At 63.0% G+C, this 21067-nt stretch carries 19 protein-coding genes; 13 read left to right on the top strand and 6 right to left on the bottom strand.

Features of this window, described 5'->3' with window-relative positions:
* Positions 1-225: 225 nt before the first annotated feature.
* The 3 genes from yegS to LT40_RS07250 all read left to right on the top strand — a co-directional run bounded on the left by yegS (position 226) and on the right by LT40_RS07250 (position 3014).
* Entirely contained in the window at positions 226-1116 is an 891-nt protein-coding gene (gene yegS / locus LT40_RS07240; RefSeq protein ID WP_043188243.1) for a lipid kinase YegS, read from the top strand.
* 97 nt (positions 1117-1213) lie between these two features.
* Positions 1214-2143: a chemotaxis protein CheV gene (locus tag LT40_RS07245; protein ID WP_043188245.1), complete on the top strand. Its 930-nt coding sequence runs from the start codon at positions 1214-1216 to the stop codon at positions 2141-2143.
* A gap of 67 nt (positions 2144-2210) precedes the next feature.
* Complete coding sequence (locus LT40_RS07250) at positions 2211-3014, top strand: MOSC domain-containing protein (protein WP_043188248.1); 804 nt, start codon at positions 2211-2213, stop codon at positions 3012-3014.
* 33 nt (positions 3015-3047) lie between these two features.
* Here the strand turns inward: LT40_RS07250 and LT40_RS07255 are convergent, their stop codons facing one another.
* Positions 3048-4979, bottom strand: coding sequence for a transglycosylase SLT domain-containing protein (locus tag LT40_RS07255; protein WP_043188251.1), 1932 nt, complete (start codon positions 4977-4979; stop codon positions 3048-3050).
* Between the two features lie 180 nt (positions 4980-5159).
* Between LT40_RS07255 and LT40_RS07260 the strand changes: the two genes are divergently transcribed.
* Positions 5160-7073, top strand: coding sequence for an ATP-binding cassette domain-containing protein (locus tag LT40_RS07260; RefSeq protein ID WP_043188255.1), 1914 nt, complete (start codon positions 5160-5162; stop codon positions 7071-7073).
* Positions 7074-7131: 58 nt separating this feature from the next.
* On the opposite strand, the gene LT40_RS07265 is transcribed toward LT40_RS07260, so the two are convergent.
* Complete coding sequence (locus LT40_RS07265) at positions 7132-7575, bottom strand: universal stress protein (RefSeq protein WP_043188257.1); 444 nt, start codon at positions 7573-7575, stop codon at positions 7132-7134.
* Positions 7576-7684: 109 nt separating this feature from the next.
* Between LT40_RS07265 and LT40_RS07270 the strand changes: the two genes are divergently transcribed.
* The 7 genes from LT40_RS07270 to LT40_RS07300 all read left to right on the top strand — a co-directional run bounded on the left by LT40_RS07270 (position 7685) and on the right by LT40_RS07300 (position 15786).
* Positions 7685-8122, top strand: a complete 438-nt coding sequence (locus LT40_RS07270; protein WP_043188260.1) for a hypothetical protein — start codon at positions 7685-7687, stop codon at positions 8120-8122.
* A gap of 319 nt (positions 8123-8441) precedes the next feature.
* Positions 8442-10619 carry a fatty acid oxidation complex subunit alpha FadB gene (fadB, locus tag LT40_RS07275; protein WP_043188262.1) on the top strand — a complete coding sequence of 726 codons (2178 nt, stop codon included), beginning with the start codon at positions 8442-8444 and terminating at the stop codon, positions 10617-10619.
* 3 nt (positions 10620-10622) lie between these two features.
* Complete coding sequence (fadA, locus tag LT40_RS07280; protein ID WP_043188265.1) at positions 10623-11798, top strand: acetyl-CoA C-acyltransferase FadA; 1176 nt, start codon at positions 10623-10625, stop codon at positions 11796-11798.
* A 91-nt stretch (positions 11799-11889) separates the two neighbouring features.
* Positions 11890-12141 (top strand): DUF1653 domain-containing protein, encoded by a 252-nt coding sequence (locus tag LT40_RS07285; RefSeq protein ID WP_043188268.1) that lies wholly within the window; start codon positions 11890-11892, stop codon positions 12139-12141.
* Between the two features lie 99 nt (positions 12142-12240).
* Positions 12241-14853 carry a type I DNA topoisomerase gene (gene topA / locus LT40_RS07290; RefSeq protein WP_043188271.1) on the top strand — a complete coding sequence of 871 codons (2613 nt, stop codon included), beginning with the start codon at positions 12241-12243 and terminating at the stop codon, positions 14851-14853.
* Between the two features lie 127 nt (positions 14854-14980).
* A complete protein-coding gene (locus tag LT40_RS07295) occupies positions 14981-15502 on the top strand; it encodes a DUF6586 family protein (protein WP_043193428.1) in 522 nt (173 codons plus the stop codon).
* A gap of 50 nt (positions 15503-15552) precedes the next feature.
* Complete coding sequence (locus tag LT40_RS07300; RefSeq protein WP_043188273.1) at positions 15553-15786, top strand: hypothetical protein; 234 nt, start codon at positions 15553-15555, stop codon at positions 15784-15786.
* A 54-nt stretch (positions 15787-15840) separates the two neighbouring features.
* Here the strand turns inward: LT40_RS07300 and sulA are convergent, their stop codons facing one another.
* Complete coding sequence (gene sulA, locus LT40_RS07305) at positions 15841-16317, bottom strand: SOS-induced cell division inhibitor SulA (RefSeq protein ID WP_043188275.1); 477 nt, start codon at positions 16315-16317, stop codon at positions 15841-15843.
* 9 nt (positions 16318-16326) lie between these two features.
* Entirely contained in the window at positions 16327-16935 is a 609-nt protein-coding gene (gene lexA, locus LT40_RS07310; RefSeq protein ID WP_043188277.1) for a transcriptional repressor LexA, read from the bottom strand.
* A gap of 229 nt (positions 16936-17164) precedes the next feature.
* Between lexA and LT40_RS07315 the strand changes: the two genes are divergently transcribed.
* Both LT40_RS07315 and nagZ read left to right on the top strand, forming a co-directional pair.
* Positions 17165-17872: a TetR/AcrR family transcriptional regulator gene (locus tag LT40_RS07315; protein ID WP_043188279.1), complete on the top strand. Its 708-nt coding sequence runs from the start codon at positions 17165-17167 to the stop codon at positions 17870-17872.
* 45 nt (positions 17873-17917) lie between these two features.
* A complete protein-coding gene (gene nagZ / locus LT40_RS07320) occupies positions 17918-18928 on the top strand; it encodes a beta-N-acetylhexosaminidase (RefSeq protein WP_043188281.1) in 1011 nt (336 codons plus the stop codon).
* Positions 18929-18937: 9 nt separating this feature from the next.
* On the opposite strand, the gene LT40_RS07325 is transcribed toward nagZ, so the two are convergent.
* Together LT40_RS07325 and LT40_RS07330 are read right to left on the bottom strand one after the other, a co-directional pair.
* Complete coding sequence (locus LT40_RS07325) at positions 18938-19894, bottom strand: D-2-hydroxyacid dehydrogenase family protein (protein ID WP_043188283.1); 957 nt, start codon at positions 19892-19894, stop codon at positions 18938-18940.
* A gap of 9 nt (positions 19895-19903) precedes the next feature.
* Complete coding sequence (locus tag LT40_RS07330; RefSeq protein WP_052393294.1) at positions 19904-20920, bottom strand: alpha/beta fold hydrolase; 1017 nt, start codon at positions 20918-20920, stop codon at positions 19904-19906.
* Positions 20921-21067: the final 147 nt, after the last annotated feature.

Raw genomic sequence — 21067 nt, forward strand, 5'->3', positions numbered from 1 at the left:
ATTCGACAATGCTACCGCCACCCTGAGTCGGGGTGGGCGTGCAGGAATCGGGGAGGTAACGACCACTTCGATGGTGGCCAGTTGCTTCGCAGTAAAGCCTAAACGAGAACGGTTGGCGAGTGGTAAATGCACGAATGGTTAAAAACTTTTCGTCCGGGCTTTTTTTCCTGCGGCTGTGGTCACATCTGGCAGAGTTCAACTCAATGGCCACCGGAGACATGCAGCATGAGCGAGCGCAAGGCAATCCTGATATTGCACGGCAAACAAGCTTCCAACGAAGAGGTGCGCAGTGCGGTGGGGCGCTACCGAGAGCAAGGCAACGAGCTGGACGTGCGCCTGACCTGGGAAGGTGGCGATGCCCAGCGTCTGGTCAAGGAAGCACTGGAGGGCGGTTACACCCAGATCATCGCCGGCGGTGGCGATGGCACCTTGCGCGACGTGGCCGAAGCGATGGCGCTGGCCAATACCGACGCCAGCCTGGCCCTGATGCCCCTGGGCACGGCCAACGACTTCGCCCGCGCCGCCGGTGTACCCCTGGAGCCCGAACACGCGCTGGCCTTGCTGGCACGCGAACCCCAGGCTATCGATCTGGGTGAAGTGGGCGGGCAGGTGTTTCTGAACATGGCCACCGGTGGGTTCGGCAGCCAGGTCACGGCCAATACCTCCGAGGACCTGAAGAAGGTGCTCGGTGGCGCGGCCTATCTGTTCACCGGCCTGTCGCGCTTCAGCGAATTGCGTGCTGCCTCTGCCTCGCTCAGCGGGCCGGACTTTCATTGGGAAGGCGACCTGCTGGCACTGGGCATCGGTAACGGCCGCCAGGCCGGGGGCGGTCACGAACTGTGCCCTGAAGCGGTGGTCGACGACGGGCTGCTGGAGATCAGCATCCTGCCGGCACCCACCGAAGTGGTCGGCACCCTGAAAAGCCTGCTCGGCGGCGGGGGACTGGAAACGCTGTTCGTACGTGCGCGGTTGCCGTGGGTCGAGATCAACAGCAAGGAAAACCTCGACATCAACCTCGATGGCGAACCGCTGCGAGGCGAGAATCTGCGCTTCAGCGCCATGCCCAAGGCCTTGAAGGTGCACCTGCCCGTCGGGTCGCCGCTGCTGAGCCACTGATCGAGCCACCGATTAAGCGTAGCGACCGTAGTCAAGATATTCCTGCCAGCGCCGATAGCCCGGTACCTCTTCTTTCAATTGGGCTTTGGAGCTTCAGATGGCCGGCATTCTCGACACGGTTGACCAACGTACACAGCTGGTGGGCGAAAACCGGCTGGAACTTCTGATGTTTCGCCTGGCTGGCAGGCAACTGTTCGCGATCAACGTGTTCAAGGTCCAGGAAGTCCTGCAGTTGCCCAAGCTGACGCTGATGCCCCAGCGCCACCCGCATGTCTGCGGCGTGATCAACCTGCGCGGGCAGACCCTGCCGGTGATCGATCTGTCCCAGGCCATCGGCATGCGCCCCCTGGTGCCGGGGCCTGGCAGCACCATCATCGTTACCGAGTACAACCGCTCGATCCAGGCGTTTCTGGTCGGCGGGGTCGACCGCATCGTCAACATGAACTGGGAAGCGATCCTGCCGCCCCCGACCAGCGCCGGGCGTCAGCATTACCTCACCGCGATCAGTCGGGTCGACGAGCAACTGGTCGAGATCATCGACGTGGAAAAGGTGCTCGCCGAAATCGTCCCCTACAACGCCCGCGTGTCGCGGGACAAGCTCGACGACCCGTTGCTGGCGCGCGCTCGCGGCCGCGAAGTGCTGCTGGTGGATGACTCGTCGGTGGCCCTGGCCCAGTTGCGCGATACCTTGTCGCAGCTGGACATCAAGATGCATGTGGCCAGCGATGGCCTCAAGGCGTTGAACAAGCTCAAGGCCTGGGCCGACGCCGGGGAGTGCATGACCGACAAGCTGCTCATGGTCTTCACCGACGCCGAGATGCCCGAGATGGACGGCTATCGCCTGACCACGGAGATCCGCAACGACCCTCGGCTGCGCGAGCTGTACGTGGTGCTGCACACGTCGTTGTCGGGCAGCTTCAACGAGTCGATGGTGAAAAAGGTCGGCTGCGACAACTTCCTGTCCAAGTTCCAGCCCGACAAGCTGGTGGACGTGGTTCGCCAGCGCCTGGAGCTCGATCGACGCTGACCGCCCCCTCGTTATTGCCCTGCGGCTTCCGCTAGACTGGCTTTCTTTTCGTCTGAGGAGCCGGGCCATGTCGAGCCTCGCTGCGCTGTACCGTTACCCGCTCAAATCGGCCCGCGGCCAATCCCTGCCGCAATCGGCGGTGGACGGCCTGGGTCTGGTCGGCGACCGACGCTGGATGCTGGTCGACGCGCAGCGCGGTCGGTTCCTGAGCCAGCGTGCAGACCCTCGCCTGGGTCAATTGGGTACGCAGATCGATGCCGATGGTGGCCTGCACCTGAGCGCCGACGGATACCCCGATCTCTACGTACCGGTGCCGGTTGCCGGCGAGTTGCGTGGCGTCACGCTCTGGAACGACAGCTTCCGGGTCCCCGATGCCGGTGAAGCGGCGGCGGGTTGGGTAAGTGACTTCATGGGCAAGCCGGTTCGGCTGGTGTACGTACCTGCCGATCGCGCGCGCACCGTCAGTTCCGGCTATGGCGAAGGCGGCGACAAAGTGGCCTTCGCCGACGGTTTTCCGCTGTTGTTGATCGGTCAGGGTTCACTTGACGATCTGTCCGCACGCGTCGGGCGGACGCTGGAAATGGCGCGATTTCGTCCCAACCTGGTGGTGCAGGGCAGTGCGGCCTTCGCCGAGGACGGCTGGAAGCGTATCCGCATCGGCGGCCTGGATTTTCGTGTGCTCAAGCCCTGCGCGCGCTGCATCCTGACCACGCTGGACCCGCAGACCGGTGAACGCAGCCCCGACCGCGAGCCACTGGCAACCCTCAAACGCTACCGCGAGCAGGACGGCCACGCGATGTTTGGTCAGAACCTGGTGTGTGACGGTACAGGCGTGCTCGAAGTGGGCATGCCCATTACCGTGCTCGAATGACAGGCCGGCAGCGCGCAGGCTGCCGGCCATGACTCACTGGTCGTCGAAGAAGCGCTCGTGCCAATCCACCACCGGCTGCGGCGCGTTGAGCTTTTCGCCGTAGATGACGGCGTAGGACAGCACGTTCTGCACGTACTGGCGCGTCTCGTCGAATGGAATGGATTCTACCCAGACATCGAAGCTCAGGTGGTTGGCGCCCCGGAGCCACTGCCGCACTCGGCCTGGACCTGCGTTGTAGGCCGCCGAAGCCAGCACCCGGTTGCCGTTGAACTGGCTGTGCACCTGGCTCAGGTAGGCTGCGCCCAGCTGGATGTTGGTGTCGGGGTCGAGCACCTGCTGCGGTGAAGACAGCGGGATACTGAACTTGCGCGAAGTTTCCTTGGCGGTACCCGGCATCAGCTGCATCAGCCCCATGGCGCCAGCGCCGGAACGGGCATCGTCCATGAACGCGCTTTCCTGACGGGTGATGGCGAACACCCAGCTGGTGTGCAGGCCGCGCACGTTGGCTTCGCGAATCAGGGTGTCGCGGTGGGCCATCGGGAAACGGATGTCCAGGTCGTCCCAGTACTGCGCCTGGCTGATGGTACGGATGGCCGGGAAATACCAGCGCATGTCGTAGGCCAGCTTGGCCTGGGCGACCATTTCGTCGCGGTCGAAATGGCGGCTGACGTGGTACCACTCGCGCCGGGCATCGACGATCTGGCCACGTGCGTACAGCTCCAGGGAGCGGCGGATACCGGCGGTGTTGCGCACCTTGTTGACCAGCGCCTGGCTCATCACCAGCGGCTTGTTGTTGAGCGAGTAGGGCGCCTGGATGCGGTCTGCCGCCAGGAAGCCGTAGAAGTCGCGTTCCTTGGCCACGGCCTTGTACAGCTGCGGCACCTTGGCGCTTTGTGGCTGGGCCAACTCCAGGCTGCGCGCCTGCCAGTACTGCCAGCGGTTGCTTTGCGCCAGGTCCTTGGGCAAACGCGTGGTCAGGTCGTAGGCTTCCTGCCAGCGCCCCAGGCGCAATAGCAGGCGCAGGCGCCACTCGGTCACGGTGTCGTCGCGCAGCTCCGGGTCGTAGCGGGTCATCAGCTCCAGCGCTCGCGGATCGTAGCGGCGCGCCAGGGCCAAGCCGATCTCACGGGCGATGGCAACTTTTTCCTCGGCCGAAAAGCGCATGCTGCTGGCATAGCTGTCGAGCATGCGCATGGCGTTTTCCGGGTCCTGGCGTGCCAGGCGGCGCAGGCCCAGCCCGACCACGTCGGACATGGCTTCATCCACCGGCATGAAGCGCCCGGGCTGGTCGAGCAGTTCGGGTTTCTGCGCCACATCGAGCAACAGCCGGCCCTGGGGCGACAGCGTGGTCAGGCTCTGTACCAGGCTGGTAGCCAATGGATAGTTGCGCGCCTGGGCGGCGAGCTTGGCCCGCTGCCAGCGCTTGTTCTCGGTCAACTGGCCTTCGCTGGCCCAGCGCTGGAACAGCCCGTCGCAGGCCGTGGGCAGCGACTTGCCGGTGAGCCACAGCTTGTCGGCGTTGGCGTAGCCTTCGGCGCGCAGCTGGCTGTTGCTCAACTGGTACTGGCCGTACAGGCAGTCGAGCTCCTTGAAATTGAGCTTGGGATCGTAATATTTGACGAACGGTGCCCATTCACCGCGCTCCGCCAATTGCCGCAGCCAGCGCAGTTTCATCCAGTTGGCCTGGGGCAGGTCACCGTGCTTGGCCAGGAAACCCTCGATCTCGGCGTTGCTGGCGCTGCGCAGGCGCGGCGTGAGTTCGTCGTAGGCCAGGTAGGCTTCGAGCGGGTAATCCTGCAGTTCTGCGGCGTAGCGCATGTACGGGCCGCTGTCGCCCTTGGCCAGGGCGCGCTTGGCTTCGTCGTAGTACTGGCGCTGCGTGGCCAGGTCGGCGGCCTGGACATTGGCGACGCTGGAGGCGGACAGGATGAGGCAGGAGAACAGGCTGAACAGGCGACTGCGCATGAGACTTCCAGGCAGAGAGGACGTGACAAGTGTCGGCAATGCCAGCACTAAAGAAGTGAGCCTAGCTTAGCCTTTAGAGCAGGCGCGATGAAAGCGTTCAGGATCATTCATTTTATTGCCGCCTTCGGTCTGCCGGGGCAAAAGTCGGTTAGAATGCGCGCCCGGTTTTTGGAGAAGCTCATGACCCTGCTCAAATTCAGCGATGTGTCCCTTGCATTCGGCGCGATGCCGTTGTTGGACAAGGTGTCCTGGCAGATCGCCCGTGGTGAGCGGGTGTGCATCATCGGCCGCAACGGCACTGGCAAATCCAGCATGCTGAAGCTGGTCAAGGGCGTGCAGAAACCCGACGACGGCGCCGTCTGGCGCGCGCCCGGGCTGAAAATCGGCGAATTGCCCCAGGAACTGCCGGTGGCCGACGAACGGACCGTGTTCGACGTGGTTGCCGAAGGCCTGGACGGCGTTGGCGCATTGCTGGCCGAATATCACCATTTGAGCCAGAACATCGTCACCGACGAAGACCTGAACAAGCTCATGCATGTTCAGCAGGACCTCGAAGCCCGTGACGGCTGGCGCCTGCAGCAACTGGTCGACAGCACCCTGAGCCGCCTGCAACTGCCGGCCGACAAGACCCTGAAGCAGCTCTCCGGTGGCTGGCGCCGTCGCGTGCTGCTGGCCCAGGCGCTGGTGTCCGAACCCGACCTGCTGCTGCTCGACGAACCGACCAACCACCTGGACATCGGCGCGATCGCCTGGCTCGAAGAAGCCCTCAAGGATTTTCAGGGCGCGGTGCTCTTCATCACCCACGACCGTTCCTTCCTGCAGAACCTGGCCACGCGCATTCTCGAACTGGACCGCGGCGGCCTGATCGACTGGAACGGCGACTACGCCAGCTTCCTTGTGCACAAGGAAGCCATGCTGGCCGCCGAGGAAACCGCCAACGCGTTGTTCGACAAGCGCTTGGCCCAGGAAGAAGTGTGGATCCGTCAGGGCATCAAGGCCCGGCGTACCCGCAACGAAGGCCGTGTGCGTGCCCTCAAGGCGCTGCGCGTCGAGCGCGGCGAGCGTCGCGAACGCACCGGTAAGGCCAACATCCAGCTCGACACCGCAGACAAGTCCGGCAAGCAGGTGATGGTGCTCGATAACGTCAGCTTCGCCCATCCGGGCGGACCGATGCTGATCAAGGATTTCTCCATGGTCCTGCAGCGCGAGGACCGTATCGGCCTGCTGGGCGCCAACGGTACCGGCAAGACCACCCTGCTCAAGCTGATGCTCGACAACCTGCAGCCCACCAGCGGTTCGGTCGACGTCGGCACACGCTTGGATGTGGCCTACTTCGACCAGTTGCGCCACCAACTGGACCTCGAGAAGACCGTTATCGACAACGTCGCCGAAGGTCGCGACTTCATCGATATCGACGGCCAGAGCCGCCACGTGTTGAGCTACCTGGGCGACTTCCTGTTCAGCCCCCAGCGTGCGCGCACGCCGGTCAAGGCATTGTCCGGCGGTGAACGCGCTCGGCTGCTGCTGGCCAAGCTGTTCAGCAAGCCGGCCAACCTGCTGGTGCTGGACGAACCGACCAACGACCTCGACGTCGAGACCCTTGAGCTGCTCGAGGAAGTGCTGTCCAGCTTCAAGGGCACCGTGTTGATGGTCAGCCACGACCGTGCATTCCTCGACAACGTGGTCACCAGCACCCTGGTGTTCGAAGGCGAGGGCAAGGTTCGCGAGTACGTCGGCGGCTATCAGGACTGGATCCGCCAGGGCGGCTCGCCCAAGCTGCTGGGCGTGACCGAGAACAAGTCGGGCAAGGCCGAACTCAACAGCGCTGTGGTCAAGGCGCCTGAACCCGCAGTGGTGGAAGCGCCAGCGCCGGCGAAGAAGAAGCTGAGCTACAAGTTGCAGCGCGAACTGGAGGCCCTGCCCGGCCAGATCGATGCCAAGGAGCAGGAAATCTCCGGGCTTGAGGCCGAGATGGCCGATGCAGGTTTCTACCAGCGCCCTGCGGCAGAAACCGCAGCGGTGATGGCCAAGCTGGAAGCTTCGCAGGCCGAGCTGGAAGCGATGGTCGAGCGCTGGGCCGAACTCGACGCCTGAGTGCCTGTGCTGCAATATCAGCGGGGCCGAAATCAGTCATTCGGCCCCGCTGATGAGCTTACTCGGCGCGCTTGACCAAACGAACTGCGAGCACGTCGCACGGAGCACCGTGCAGCACGTCGTTGGCGGTCGAACCCAGCAGCAACGCCAGGCCGTGACGGCCATGGCTGCCCACCACCACCAGATCGCACTCGGACTTCTTCGCCAGGTTGTGGATTTCCTGGCGCGGCTGGCCGTAGGTCAGGTGGCAGTCGCCCACCACCAGGTCCGGGTACTTGACCTTCAGCGTTTCCAGGCGCTCCTTGGCCTGATCGAACTGCTGCTGTTGCAACTGCGAAAGATCCATCGGCACGTCCCCGCCGAATGCCATGGCCATCGGTTCTACAATGTGCACTAGCGAGAGCTTGGCGCCATTGCTGACCGCCAGTTCCCTGGCCCGTTTGATGACCGGGTCACACTCTTCGGTGAGGTCGACGGCGACCAGAATGTGTTGGTAGGGCATGAGAAGCACTCCTGACGATTGCGATAGCTTGAGTATGGACTGTTTGGGCGGGGCGCAACATGAACAACCCTCACCGATCTTTTTGAAACGCTTAGCGGGTGTACTCTTTATGACGGTCTGGATAGTCGTGTCAATCCTTGCGCTGATTCTCAGCCCCATGGTATGGCTGCGGCCCTCGCGCAGCCAGAGCGGGCGCATGGCCGTGCGCATGCAGGCCCGGCGCATGGGCCTGGCGATGCAACTGGCGCCGCAGCAGTGGCCACACTGGTTGAGCGTCGAGCCCCCCGACCCCTGCGCGCAATACCATCGGCCACGCCGCAAGGGACGGGTCGACAGCTGGAGCTACTGGCAGACCGAACCCGGTGTGTGGTGCAACCAATGGCGCGAAGCCTGCGCCGATCCCGACCTGCTACCGCACCTGTCGACGCTGCCGGCCGATGTCTACAAGCTCGAGGCCGGCCCGCAGATGCTGGCCCTTTACTGGGGCGAGAAGGGCGATGAAAAGGTGCTTCAGGATATTGCCAAAGTCCTTCGAGCGCTGGCCTGAGCGCATTCTCGAGCTATCGTCATATGCCTGCGGCAGCCTGTCGCAGGTGTGCGTTTCTTCATATTCCGGAAATGACCGCAAAGTCGCGTTTTCAAAGGCCTTGCGCGGCATTTGACAATCGTCCGCAATTCCGTGAATGTACACGCACCCCAATCAAACGGGCGTATGAATCGAGCGTTTTTCTCTCGCGCTCCAGCATTATCCCGACTACCGCGCTGACGGGTATGCCTGGCTACAGAGAGCGGCGGCCATGTACCGCCCCCTTTTTACCCAGCGTCCGGCGTGTACTGTTCAGCTTCCATATCGTGGAGATCAGTGGATGATTTACGAAGGTAAAGCCATCTCGGTGAAGGCTCTTGAAAGCGGCATCGTCGAACTGCGGTTCGACCTCAAGGGCGAGTCCGTCAACAAGTTCAACCGTCTCACGCTCGAAGAACTGCGCGAAGCGATCGCGGCGATCAAGGCCGACGCATCGGTCCAGGGCGTAATCGTCAGCAGCGGCAAGGACGTCTTCATCGTCGGCGCCGACATCACCGAGTTCGTCGAGAATTTCAAACTGCCCGAAGCCGAACTGGTCGCGGGCAATCTGTTGGCCAACCGCATCTTCAGCGACTTCGAGGATCTCGAAGTGCCCACCGTCGCTGCCATCAACGGCATCGCCCTGGGTGGTGGCCTGGAGATGTGCCTGGCGGCCGACTACCGGATCATGTCCAGCGAAGCGAAGGTGGGCCTGCCTGAAGTCAAGCTGGGCATCTACCCAGGCTTTGGCGGTACGGTGCGCCTGCCGCGCATCATCGGCGCCGACAATGCCATCGAGTGGATCGCCTCTGGCAAGGAAAACGGCGCCGACGACGCCCTCAAGGTGGGTGCGGTCGATGCGGTCGTGGCGCCGGACAAGCTGGAAGCTGCTGCGTTGGATCTGGTCAAGCGGGCCATCAGCGGCGAATTCGACTACAAGGCCAAGCGCCAGCCCAAGCTGGCCAAGCTCAAGCTCAATGCCATTGAGCAGATGATGGCCTTCGAAACCGCCAAGGGGTTCGTCGCAGGCCAGGCCGGGCCCAACTACCCGGCGCCGGTCGAAGCGATCAAGACCATCCAGAAAGCCGCCAGTTTCGGCCGCGAGAAAGCCCTGGAGATCGAGGCCGCCGGTTTTGCCAAGATGGCCAAGACCTCGGCCGCGCAGAGCCTCATCGGCCTGTTCCTCAACGATCAGGAACTCAAGCGCAAGGCCCGTGGCTACGACAAGGTGGCTCGCGATGTGAGTCAGGCGGCCGTGCTGGGCGCTGGCATCATGGGCGGCGGTATCGCCTACCAGTCGGCGCTCAAGGGCACGCCGATCCTGATGAAGGACATCAACGAGAAGGGCATCGAACAGGGCCTGGCCGAAGCTTCCAAGCTGCTGGGCGCCCGGGTCGAGAAGGGCCGACTGACGCCTGCGAAAATGGCCGAGGCGCTCAACGACATTCGTCCGACGCTTTCCTATGGCGATTTCGGCCATGTCGACATCGTCGTCGAAGCCGTGGTGGAAAACCCCAAGGTCAAGCAGGCGGTACTGGCCGAGGTCGAGGCGCAGGTGAAGGACGACACCATCCTGGCGTCCAACACCTCGACCATTTCCATCAACCTGCTGGCCCAGGCACTCAAGCGCCCGGAAAACTTCGTTGGCATGCACTTCTTCAACCCGGTGCACATGATGCCGCTGGTCGAAGTGATTCGTGGCGAAAAATCCAGTGAAGTCGCCGTCGCGACCACCGTGGCCTATGCCCGCAAGATGGGCAAGAACCCGATCGTAGTGAACGACTGCCCCGGCTTCCTGGTGAACCGCGTGCTGTTTCCCTACTTCGGTGGTTTCGCCCGCCTGGTCAGCGCCGGCGTGGATTTCGTTCGCATCGACAAAGTCATGGAAAAGTTCGGCTGGCCAATGGGTCCGGCCTACCTGATGGACGTGGTCGGCATCGACACCGGCCACCATGGCCGTGACGTGATGGCCGAAGGGTTCCCGGATCGCATGAAGGACGAGCGTCGCTCGGCCATCGACGCGCTCTACGAAGCCAACCGCCTGGGGCAGAAGAACGGCAAGGGCTTCTATGCCTACGAGACCGACAAGCGTGGCAAGCCTAAGAAAGTCGCCGATCCTGCCGCTCTCGATGTGCTCAAGCCAGTGATCTACGAGCAGCGCGAAGTCAGCGACGAGGACATCGTCAACTGGATGATGATCCCACTGTGCCTGGAAACCGTACGCTGCCTGGAAGACGGCATCGTGGAAACCGCCGCCGAGGCCGACATGGGCCTGGTCTACGGTATCGGTTTCCCTCCCTTCCGTGGCGGCGCGCTGCGCTACATCGATTCGCTGGGCGTTGCCGAGTTCGTCGCCCTGGCCGACCGCTACGCCGAGCTGGGTCCGCTGTACCAGCCAACGCCGAAGCTTCGTGAAATGGCGCGCACCGGGCAGACCTTCTTCGGGCAAGCGGCCAACGTACAGAACAAGGGTGAATGACTTATGAGCTTGAATCCTAGAGACGTGGTGATCGTCGACTTCGGTCGCACCCCCATGGGCCGCTCCAAGGGCGGCATGCACCGCAACACCCGCGCCGAGGACATGTCGGCGCACTTGATCAGCAAGCTGCTGGAACGCAATGCCAAGGTCGATCCGGCCGAAGTCGAGGACGTGATCTGGGGCTGCGTCAACCAGACCCTGGAGCAGGGCTGGAACATCGCGCGCATGGCGTCGCTGATGACCCAGATCCCGCACACGGCAGCCGGCCAGACCGTCAGCCGTCTGTGCGGCTCCTCGATGAGCGCACTGCACACCGCGGCCCAGGCCATCATGACCGGCAACGGCGACGTGTTCGTGGTCGGTGGCGTCGAGCACATGGGCCACGTCGGCATGATGCACGGCGTCGATCCCAACCCGCACATGTCGCTGTACGCTGCCAAGGCCTCGGGCATGATGGGCCTGACCGCCGAGATGCTTGGTAAAATGCACGGCATCACCCGCGAACAGCAGGACGCATTCGGTGTTCGCTCGCACCAGTTGGCGCACCAGGCCACGGTGCAGGGCAAGTTCAAGGACGAGATCATCCCGATGCAGGGCTGTGACGAGAACGGTTTCATCAAGGTCTTCGACTACGATGAAACCATTCGTCCCGACACCACCCTGGAAAGCCTCGCCGCGCTCAAGCCTGCGTTCAACCCCAAGGGCGGTACGGTCACGGCTGGTACCTCGTCGCAGATCACCGACGGCGCCTCGTGCATGATCGTGATGTCGGCGCAGCGCGCCCAGGATCTGGGCATCACGCCATTGGCGGTGATCCGCTCGATGGCCGTGGCCGGTGTCGACCCCGCGATCATGGGCTATGGGCCGGTTCCAGCGACCCAGAAAGCGCTCAAGCGCGCAGGTCTGGGCATTGCCGACATCGACTTCATCGAGCTCAACGAAGCCTTCGCCGCACAGGCCCTGCCAGTGCTCAAGGATCTGAAAGTGCTCGACAAGATGAACGAGAAGGTTAACCTGCATGGCGGCGCCATCGCCTTGGGCCACCCTTTCGGTTGCTCAGGTGCCCGAATTTCCGGCACGCTGCTCAATGTCATGAAGCAGAACGGCGGGACTTTCGGCCTGTCTACCATGTGCGTAGGCCTGGGGCAGGGCATCACCACGGTTTTCGAGCGCGTCTAGTCCAGATGCATCGAGTCGAACGAACCGGGGCCCAGCGCCCCGGTTTTGTTTTTTTGGTTTTTTTGAGTCAGTATTTCAAGCGAGGCGCAACATGCATATACAGCCTGGGCTCTATCGTCACTACAAAGGCCCCGAGTATCGTGTCTACGGCGTCGCGCGCAGTTCCGAGGACGAGCAGGAAGTGGTGTTCTACCAGGCGCTGTACGGCGAATTCGGCCTTTGGGTTCGACCGCTGAGCATGTTCCTTGAGTCGGTCGAGGTTGACGGCGAGAGCGTCCCGCGCTTTGCTTTGATCGAGGCCGAACCCAGCCTGTTTTCCGTTCCGCAGGCGCCGACCGCTTGAACCCCGGCGCTTGACCTCACGTTCTCACCACTATATATAGCGGGGCCTCGCAAGGCGCCGCATGCCTTTCATTTCAAGAATTCAGGAATTTTCCGATCCATGGGCAAATCGCTGGTCATTGTGGAATCCCCGGCTAAGGCCAAGACCATCAACAAGTACCTGGGCGACCAGTACGTGGTGAAGTCGAGTATCGGCCATATCCGAGACTTGCCCACCAGTGGTTCGGCCAGCGCGAGCAAGGAGCCGGCCGCCAAGCGCGGCAAGGCTGCCGCTAGCGACGCGCCGGCGCTCTCGCCCAAGGAAAAGGCCCGCAAGCAATTGGTGGCACGCATGGGCGTGGACCCGGACCAAGGCTGGAAGGCCAAGTACGAGATCCTGCCCGGCAAGGAAAAGGTCATCGAGGAACTGCGCCGCCTGGCCAAGGATGCCGACACCATCTATCTGGCGACGGACTTGGACCGCGAGGGGGAAGCCATTGCCTGGCACCTGCGCGAAGCCATCGGTGGTGACGACAGCCGCTACAAGCGCGTGGTGTTCAACGAGATCACCAAGAAAGCCATCCAGGAGGCCTTCTCGCGTCCTGGCGAGCTGGACATCGACCGCGTCAACGCGCAGCAGGCTCGCCGTTTTCTCGACCGCGTCGTCGGCTACATGGTCTCGCCGCTGCTGTGGCAGAAGATCGCCCGTGGTTTGTCTGCCGGGCGCGTGCAGTCTGTCGCGGTGAAGCTGGTGGTCGAGCGTGAGCGCGAGATTCGTGCGTTCAACCCCGAAGAGTACTGGGAAGTGCATGCCGACCTGGCATCGGCCAAGGCGGCCAAGGTGCGCTTCGAAGTGGCCCGCGAGAACGGCGAGGCCTTCAAGCCCTTGAACGAAGCGCAGGCCATGGCCGCGCTGGCCAAGCTCAAGGACGCCAGCTACAGCATCGTCAAGCGCGAGGACAAGCCGACCAGCAGCAAGCCGTCGGCCCCTTTCATCACGTCCACCCTGCAGCAGGCGGCGAGCAACCGCCTCGGCTACGGCGTGAAGAAGACCATGATGATGGCGCAGCGCTTGTACGAGGCCGGCTACATCACTTACATGCGTACCGACTCCACCAACCTGTCGGTTGACGCCGTGCAGATGGCCCGGGCCTACATCGAAAGCGAGTTTGGCAAGCAGTACCTGCCCGAATCGCCAATGGTGTATGGCAGCAAGGAAGGCGCTCAGGAAGCCCACGAGGCCATTCGCCCCTCGGACGTGAACACTCACCCCAGCAAGCTCACCGGCATGGAGCGCGACGCCGAGCGCCTGTACGAGTTGATCTGGCGCCAGTTCCTGGCCTGCCAGATGCCGCCTGCCCAGTACCTGTCGACCACCGTCACCGTCGCTGCCAGCGATTTCGAGCTGCGCGCCAAGGGCCGCATTCTCAAGTTCGATGGTTACACTCGCGTGCTGCCGCAGATGAGCAAGCCGGGCGACGACGACGTGCTGCCGGACATGAGCCAGGGTGAGCAGCTCAAGTTGCTGCACCTGGACCCTACCCAGCACTTCACCAAGCCGCCTGCCCGCTATTCCGAAGCCAGCCTGGTGAAAGAGATGGAAAAACGCGGCATCGGTCGACCTTCGACCTACGCGGCGATCATTTCCACCATCCAGGACCGCGGCTACGTGGCGCTGCACAACCGTCGCTTCTATTCGGAAAAGATGGGCGACATCGTCACCGAGCGGCTGTCCGAGAGCTTCTCCAACCTGATGGACTACGGCTTCACCGCCGGCATGGAAGAGAACCTCGATGACGTGGCTCACGGTGAGCGCGACTGGAAGAACGTGCTCGACGAGTTCTACGGCGACTTCAAGGGCAAGCTCGATGTAGCAGGTGCTGCCGACAGCGGCATGCGCGCCAACCTGCCGACCCTGACCAACATCGCCTGCCGCGAATGCGGCCGCCCGATGATGATCCGCACCGCTTCCACCGGGGTGTTCCTGGGCTGTTCGGGCTACGCGTTGCCGCCCAAGGAGCGCTGCAAGTCGACCATCAACCTCATTCCGGGCGATGAGATCGCAGCCGACGATGAAGGTGAGTCCGAATCGCAGATCCTGCGCGGCAAGCATCGCTGTCCGATCTGTGCGACTGCCATGGATGCCTACCTGGTCGACGAGAAGCGCAAGCTGCACATCTGTGGCAACAACCCCGACTGCCCAGGCTATGAGATCGAAGAGGGCAACTACCGCATCAAGGGCTATGAAGGCCCCAGCCTGGAATGCGACAAGTGTGGCAGCGAGATGCAACTCAAGACGGGCCGTTTCGGCAAGTTCTTCGGTTGCACCAACCCGGAATGCAAGAACACCCGCAAGTTGCTCAAGAGCGGCGAGGCAGCACCACCGAAGATGGACGCGGTGAAAATGCCCGAGCTCAAGTGCGAAAAGGTCAACGACACCTACGTGCTGCGCGACGGCGCTTCGGGTCTGTTCCTGGCTGCCAGCCAGTTCCCCAAGAATCGCGAGACCCGTGCGCCGCTGGTATTGGAGATCATTCCGCACAAGGACGAAATCGATCCCAAGTACAGCTTCCTGTTCGATGCGCCGATCAAGGACCCGGACGGCCGTCCGACCGTGATCCGCTACAGCCGCAAGACCAAAGAGCAGTACGTGCAGAGCGAAGTCGAGGGTAAGCCAACCGGATGGAAGGCGTTCTACGACGGCAAGACCTGGAAGGTCGAAGACAAGCGCTGAGGCGCTCGTTGCAACGTAGGCCGCGCCGTCCATGAGGACGGTGCGGCCTTTTTCATTTGTAGCTTGCGCTGCCCCGGCGGGTTCTCGACACTGTAGGCGATCAGTGTTCATTGCGGAGACCGCCACCATGGCCTATGAGCTCTACACCCGTACCAACCAGAAAATCTATTTCGCCGGGCTGGCGCTGGAGGCGATGGGCAAGGCCGAGCTGGGCCAGGCGATCAATGCCCAGGCACAGTTGCAGGCGCAGCGCGAATCGGCGCTGTTCCACCTGTACGGTGCCTTGCTGGGGCTTTGCCATGAGATTGCCGGTTACTATCGTCTGCCGCAGGCCGGCACCGCCCGCGCTGAAACCCTGTTGTCACCTCAGGCGCTGGAGGGTGCGTCCATTCCCGAGCTCGGCGAGCTGGTGGAGTTGGCCCAGCACTCCCATACCTGGCTGGCGCAGCTGCTTGCAGCGCACAGCACGCTGTTCGTGCCGCCCCGTGCGCCAAAGAAGCCCAAGGGGGACGTGACCCAGCCGTTGATACAGGCAGTGAATCTGGACGAAGTGGAAGAGCCGGAATTGAGTCGCGAGGTGCTCGAGAGCTGGCGTCAGCAGCTCAAGGGCTTGACCGTTCGGTTCCGAGAGGGGCTCAGTGAGTGCTGATTTACCCCGGCACTGCTACAATGCCCGCCTTTCGTGGAGAACATGTCCTTATGCCTACGTCCTTTCTTGAGATTGTCGAGCTGCCTGACGGCCGCATCGAGTTGCGTCGTGCCGAGGACGAAGGTTCGCTGGTGACGCTGAATTTTTCCGAAGATGCCAAGGCATTCTTGCAGGGCCAGCACGTGGAAGTGGCCAAGGCCATGCTCAGTGTCGGCGTGCAGATGGCTGGCAAGCTGGTGGAAGGCGAGCTCGACAAGGAAGACGGCCCGCGCGTCCTGCACTGATCCTGCCGCAAGGCAAGCGCTTGCCGGGGTGGACGGTCCCAATAACGGCAGGGGCTAGCCCAGTCGAATGTTCAAGCTCTGCGCGCCGCCCTGGCGTGCTGCCGAGATCAATTGTTGCCTGGCCACGGCAGGCAGCGGATTGAGCCAGCTCACCACCGTGTGGCTACGGCCCAAGCGCAACGCCTCGCAGGTAAGTCGTTGCGCGCTCTGGGTGCCACGCGGCTGGAGCAGCAGGATCCGTTCGCGGTTGAGCCCTGCATCGCGCAACCAGGCCTGGGTCAGGCTCGCGGGCGGGGCAATCAACGTCAGCCAGCGTGCGTCCTGCTCTTCACTGAGCTCGCGCAGCATCGGCGCCAGCAGGCTCAGGCAGTTCCCCGCAGCACCACGCAGAGACATCTCGCTGAATACATCCGGCTCGGCAAGGGTCCAGGGCGACTCGACGGCCTCCTTGAATCGCGGCACGGCCGGTGCGGCCATGAAAGCTTCGAACAGCGACATTTGTGCCTGTTGGGGTGTCAGGGGAAACTGCATGATGCCTCCTTATCGACGAATGACGCCGACGCTCAAACCTTCGATGACCAGATCCTGATCCTTGAGGTCGACTTCAATGGGTGCGAAATCAGGGTTTTCCGCAACCAGAAAAACCTTGTTGCCCTCGCGCTGGAAACGCTTGACCGTGACCTCGTCGCCGATCCGTGCCACTACGATCTGCCCATTGCGCACTTCACGGCAGGTGTGCACGGCGAGCAGATCGCCGTCGAGAATGCCGACGTCGCGCATGCTCATGCCCTGCACGCGCAGCAGGTAGTCGGCGCGCGGATGGAAGAAGCCCGGGTTGATCTTGCAGGACTCCTCGATGTGCTCCTGCGCCAGGATCGGCGCACCCGCGGCGACCCGGCCCACTACCGGCAGACTGGCGTCGTCGTTGCGCGCCTCCGAGCCTGGAATACGAATGCCACGCGAAGCGCCCGGGGTCATTTCGATCGCGCCTTTGCGCGCCAGGGCCTTGAGGTGTTCTTCGGCGGCATTGGGCGACTTGAAGCCCAATTCCTGGGCGATTTCTGCACGTGTAGGTGGAAAGCCATTGTCGTCAAGGCAGCGCTTGATGAAGGCCAGAATTTCAGCTTGGCGTGGCGTCAATTTCAACATGTCGATGGCTCTGTCTTTTTGTACAGTGACTGGGATTATATACAGTAGATAGCCCTTGGCAATACCGTTTTCAGGGGGCTGGTTCCGGGGATGTTCGCATGCTGCGCTAAGGCGATGAATTTGTATGCTTTAATACGTGACCGCATGGCCATAAATAGCCCGCCCGGACTTGACAGTCACAGGCTTTGAAACGTATGTTTCAAACAAGTGTTTGTCAGGCGGAGTAGCCATGGCCCAGTCGGAAACCGTTGAACGCATCCTCGATGCCGCGGAACAGCTTTTTGCGGAAAAAGGCTTCGCGGAAACGTCGCTGCGCCTGATCACCAGCAAGGCCGGGGTCAACCTGGCGGCGGTGAACTACCATTTCGGTTCGAAGAAGGCACTTATCCAGGCGGTCTTCTCGCGGTTCCTCGGGCCGTTCTGCGCCAGTCTCGACCGCGAACTCGAGCGGCGCCAGGCCAGCGCCACGCCCAAGGCAAGCCTTGAAGAACTGCTGGAGATCCTCGTCGAGCAGGCCCTCGTGGTGCAACCGCGCAGCGGCAACGACCTCTCGATCTTCATGCGCCTGCTTGGCCTGGCATTCAGCCAGAGCCAGGGTCACTTGCGTCGTTACCTGGAGGACATGTACGGCAAGGTGTTCCGCCGCTACATGCTGCTGGTCAACGAAGCAGCACCGCGCATTCCACCCCTCGAGCTGTTCTGGCGCGTGCATTTCATGCTCGGCGCCGCCGCGTTCAGCATGTCCGGGATCAAGGCGCTGCGTGCCATCGCCGAGACCGATTTCGGTGTCGATACCTCGATCGAGCAGGTCATGCGCCTGATGGTGCCGTTCCTGGCTGCGGGCATGCGCGCACAGAGCGCAGTGACCGACCCGGCCATGGCCGCGGCTCAGTTGCGCCCGCGCAGCAAGAGTACCCCGGCCGTTGCCAAGGCCTGATTCGGGCATGGCTGTCTTCCAGATCCCTCTTTACAAGGAAACCCCATGAGCGCTCGTCTGCAAGGCTCCTTGATGGTCGACGTCGCCGGTACCTGGCTTACCGCCGAGGACCGACATCTGTTGCGCCAGCCCGAAGTCGCCGGGCTGATCATCTTCGCGCGCAACATCGAGCACCCGCGCCAGGTGCGGGAGTTGACGGCAGCCATCCGTGCCGTGCGGCCCGACTTGATCCTCGCTGTGGATCAGGAAGGCGGTCGGGTGCAGCGCCTGCGCCAGGGCTTCGTACGGCTGCCGGCCATGCGCGACCTGGCGCGCCATGCCGATGCCATGGCACTGGCCGAGCAGTGTGGCTGGTTGATGGCCACCGAAGTGTTGGCGGTCGGGCTGGACCTGAGTTTTGCTCCGGTACTGGACCTCGATCATGGGCACAGTGCGGTAGTTGGCACCCGCGCGTTCGAGGGCGACCCGCAGCGGGCGACGGCGCTCGCCGGTGCGTTCATCCAAGGTATGAATGCCGCGGGAATGGCCGCCTGCGGCAAGCATTTTCCCGGCCATGGCTGGGCCGAAGCCGACTCCCACGTGGCGATTCCCACCGACGAGCGCAGCCTGGAGCAGATCCGTGCGTGCGATCTGGTGCCGTTCGCGCGGTTGGCCGACAAGCTGGCAGCGGTCATGCCGGCGCATGTCATCTACCCGCAGGTCGACGCCAACCCGGCGGGCTTTTCACGCCGATGGCTGCAAGACATCCTGCGCGGTGAGTTGGGCTTCGAGGGTGTGATCTTCAGCGACGACCTGTCGATGGCCGGTGCCCACGTGGTGGGTGATGCGGCCAGTCGTATCGAAGCAGCGCTCAGCGCTGGCTGCGACATGGGCCTGGTGTGCAACGACCGCGCTGCAGCGGAGCTGGCCCTGAGCGCAGCCCAGCGCATGGGTGTGCAGCCGTCGCCGCGCATCGCGGCCATGCGTGGCCAAAGCCAGGCGAATGTCGAGTATCGCCAGCACCCGCGCTGGCAACAGGCAACCGCCGCGTTGCGCGCCGCAGCGCTGATCGATTGATCCTGTGCGTCAGCGGGTGAGCAGGCGCAGGGGCTGGCCGGCATGCCAGGCCAGTATGTCTTCGATCATCTGGGTGAAGAACAGCCGGTAGTTGTTCCCGGTGACGTAGCCGATGTGCGGGGTAGCCAGCACGTTGGGCAGCATGCGGAACGGATGATCTTGCGGCAGCGGCTCTTCGTCGAACACGTCCAGCGCGGCGCCAGCCAGGCGGCCTTCGCCAAGGGCTTGAATCAAAGCTGCTTCGTCGATGATCGGGCCGCGCGAGGTGTTCACCAGCCGCGCACCCGGCTTCATCCAGCCCAGGGCTTGCGCATCGACCAGCCCCCGGCTGCGCTCGCTCAGCACCAGATGCACGCTGAGCACGTCGGCCTGTTCGAACAACTGCTGTTTGTCCACGTACTCGACGCCTACCTCAGCCGCCCGCTCGGGGGTGAGGTTTTGGCTCCAGGCGATCACGCGCATGCCGAACGCCTGGCCAAAGCGTGCCACCTTCTCGCCGATGCTGCCCAGGCCCAGCAGGCCCAGGGTGTTGCCATGCAGGTCGCCACCTAGGCCGATTTGCCAGCCACCGCTGCGCAGCGAATTGGCCTCGCCCAGCAGGTCACGGGTCAAGGCCATCACCAGGGCCCAAGTCAGCTCCGGGGCCGCATGCTTGTAGCTGTCGGTGCCGGCAACCTGGATGCCCAGGCGGGCGGCTGCCTGCAGGTCGATGGCGGCATTGCGCATGCCGCCGGTGACCAGCAGTTTCAGCTGTGGCAGTTGCTCGAGCAAGGTGGCGTCGAAGAGGGTGCGTTCACGCATCACGCAGATGACAGCATAGGGCGCCAGGCGCTCGGCCAATGCCGTGCCGTCGGCGGGATACTCGTGGATGAAGTCGAGCTGGCCTACGGCTTCGAGCGCGGTCCAGTCGACCGCGCCTTCAGCCACCGATTGCCAATCGTCGATGACGGCTATTCGCATGGGCATTGCCTCGTATCAAAGTGGTTTCTGGGGAGCGTCCAGCCAGTCGAGCAGGGCCTTGTGGAATCGCGCCGGTTCTTCCATCTGCGGCGCGTGGCCCAGGCCTGCGAACTCCACCAGGGTGCTGTGGGGGATCATCTGGCTGGCCTGCTTGCCCAGCACGGCATACTTGCCCAGCTTGGCCTTGACTTCGGGCGGGGCGATGTCACTGCCGATGGCCGTGGTATCGGCATCGCCGATCAGCAGCAGGGTCGGTACTTCAAGGTTTTTGAATTCGTGCACCACCGGCTGGGTGAAAATCATGTCGTAAATCAGCGCCGAGTTCCATGCCACCAAGGTATGCCCCGGGCCCTTGTTGAGGCCGGCGAGCATGTCTACCCAGCGGTCATACTCGGGCTTCCAGCGACCGCCGTAGTAGGTGGTGCGCTCGTAGTTGCGGATGCCGTCGGCGGTGACCTTGGACTCGCGTTCGAACCATTGGTCGACACTGCGATAGGGCACGCCCATGGCTTTCCAGTCTTCCAGGCCGATGGGGTTGACCATGGCCAGGCGCTCGGTGTCTTCGGGGAACATCAACGCATAGCGTGTGGCGAGCATGCCGCCGGTGGAGTGGCCCATGATCACTGCTTCCTTGACCCCGATGCGGGTCAGCAGGTCGTGGGTGTTGTTGGCCAACTGTTGGAAGCTGTATTGATAGTGTTCGGGCTTGCTGGAGGTGCAGAAGCCGATCTGGTCGGGAGCGACCACGCGGTAGCCGGCATCGCTGAGCGCCTTGATCGAGCTTTCCCAGGTGGCGCCGCAGAAATTCTTGCCATGCATCAGCACCACGGTGCGGCCGTTGGCCTTGCCGTTGGCGGCGACGTCCATATAACCCATCTGCAGGCTTTTGCCCTGAGACTCGAAGGCGTAATGTTGCAGGGTGTATGGATAGTCGAAGCCTTGCAGTTCGGGGCCATAGGCAGGCGTCGAGTCGGCGGCCAGCAGTGGCTGGGCGAAGACGCTGGCAAGTGCCAGCATGGACAGGCGAAGCATGGGGACCTCCTGGAGTCGGCTGTAGACAAGGGTAGACGCACGGTCGCTGCGTGCTGCCGGCGTTCACCGTAGCACCCATTGGAGGTCGACAGGCCCCGGTGGTGCCGGGCTGCGGCGATAAATGTCCGACATCAGGTTTCAGAATGC

This window comes from Pseudomonas rhizosphaerae (genome assembly GCF_000761155.1).
Lineage (GTDB): Bacteria > Pseudomonadota > Gammaproteobacteria > Pseudomonadales > Pseudomonadaceae > Aquipseudomonas > Aquipseudomonas rhizosphaerae.

What these genes read in the sequence shown, in the direction of transcription:
- yegS (WP_043188243.1), top strand. Translation starts at nt 226, where the DNA reads ATGAGCGAGCGCAAGGCAATCCTGATATTGCACGGCAAACAAGCTTCC.
- LT40_RS07245 (WP_043188245.1), top strand. Translation starts at nt 1,214, where the DNA reads ATGGCCGGCATTCTCGACACGGTTGACCAACGTACACAGCTGGTGGGC.
- LT40_RS07250 (WP_043188248.1), top strand. Translation starts at nt 2,211, where the DNA reads ATGTCGAGCCTCGCTGCGCTGTACCGTTACCCGCTCAAATCGGCCCGC.
- LT40_RS07255 (WP_043188251.1), bottom strand. Translation starts at nt 4,979, where the DNA reads ATGCGCAGTCGCCTGTTCAGCCTGTTCTCCTGCCTCATCCTGTCCGCC.
- LT40_RS07260 (WP_043188255.1), top strand. Translation starts at nt 5,160, where the DNA reads ATGACCCTGCTCAAATTCAGCGATGTGTCCCTTGCATTCGGCGCGATG.
- LT40_RS07265 (WP_043188257.1), bottom strand. Translation starts at nt 7,575, where the DNA reads ATGCCCTACCAACACATTCTGGTCGCCGTCGACCTCACCGAAGAGTGT.
- LT40_RS07270 (WP_043188260.1), top strand. Translation starts at nt 7,685, where the DNA reads ATGACGGTCTGGATAGTCGTGTCAATCCTTGCGCTGATTCTCAGCCCC.
- fadB (WP_043188262.1), top strand. Translation starts at nt 8,442, where the DNA reads ATGATTTACGAAGGTAAAGCCATCTCGGTGAAGGCTCTTGAAAGCGGC.
- fadA (WP_043188265.1), top strand. Translation starts at nt 10,623, where the DNA reads ATGAGCTTGAATCCTAGAGACGTGGTGATCGTCGACTTCGGTCGCACC.
- LT40_RS07285 (WP_043188268.1), top strand. Translation starts at nt 11,890, where the DNA reads ATGCATATACAGCCTGGGCTCTATCGTCACTACAAAGGCCCCGAGTAT.
- topA (WP_043188271.1), top strand. Translation starts at nt 12,241, where the DNA reads ATGGGCAAATCGCTGGTCATTGTGGAATCCCCGGCTAAGGCCAAGACC.
- LT40_RS07295 (WP_043193428.1), top strand. Translation starts at nt 14,981, where the DNA reads ATGGCCTATGAGCTCTACACCCGTACCAACCAGAAAATCTATTTCGCC.
- LT40_RS07300 (WP_043188273.1), top strand. Translation starts at nt 15,553, where the DNA reads ATGCCTACGTCCTTTCTTGAGATTGTCGAGCTGCCTGACGGCCGCATC.
- sulA (WP_043188275.1), bottom strand. Translation starts at nt 16,317, where the DNA reads ATGCAGTTTCCCCTGACACCCCAACAGGCACAAATGTCGCTGTTCGAA.
- lexA (WP_043188277.1), bottom strand. Translation starts at nt 16,935, where the DNA reads ATGTTGAAATTGACGCCACGCCAAGCTGAAATTCTGGCCTTCATCAAG.
- LT40_RS07315 (WP_043188279.1), top strand. Translation starts at nt 17,165, where the DNA reads ATGGCCCAGTCGGAAACCGTTGAACGCATCCTCGATGCCGCGGAACAG.
- nagZ (WP_043188281.1), top strand. Translation starts at nt 17,918, where the DNA reads ATGAGCGCTCGTCTGCAAGGCTCCTTGATGGTCGACGTCGCCGGTACC.
- LT40_RS07325 (WP_043188283.1), bottom strand. Translation starts at nt 19,894, where the DNA reads ATGCCCATGCGAATAGCCGTCATCGACGATTGGCAATCGGTGGCTGAA.
- LT40_RS07330 (WP_052393294.1), bottom strand. Translation starts at nt 20,920, where the DNA reads ATGCTTCGCCTGTCCATGCTGGCACTTGCCAGCGTCTTCGCCCAGCCA.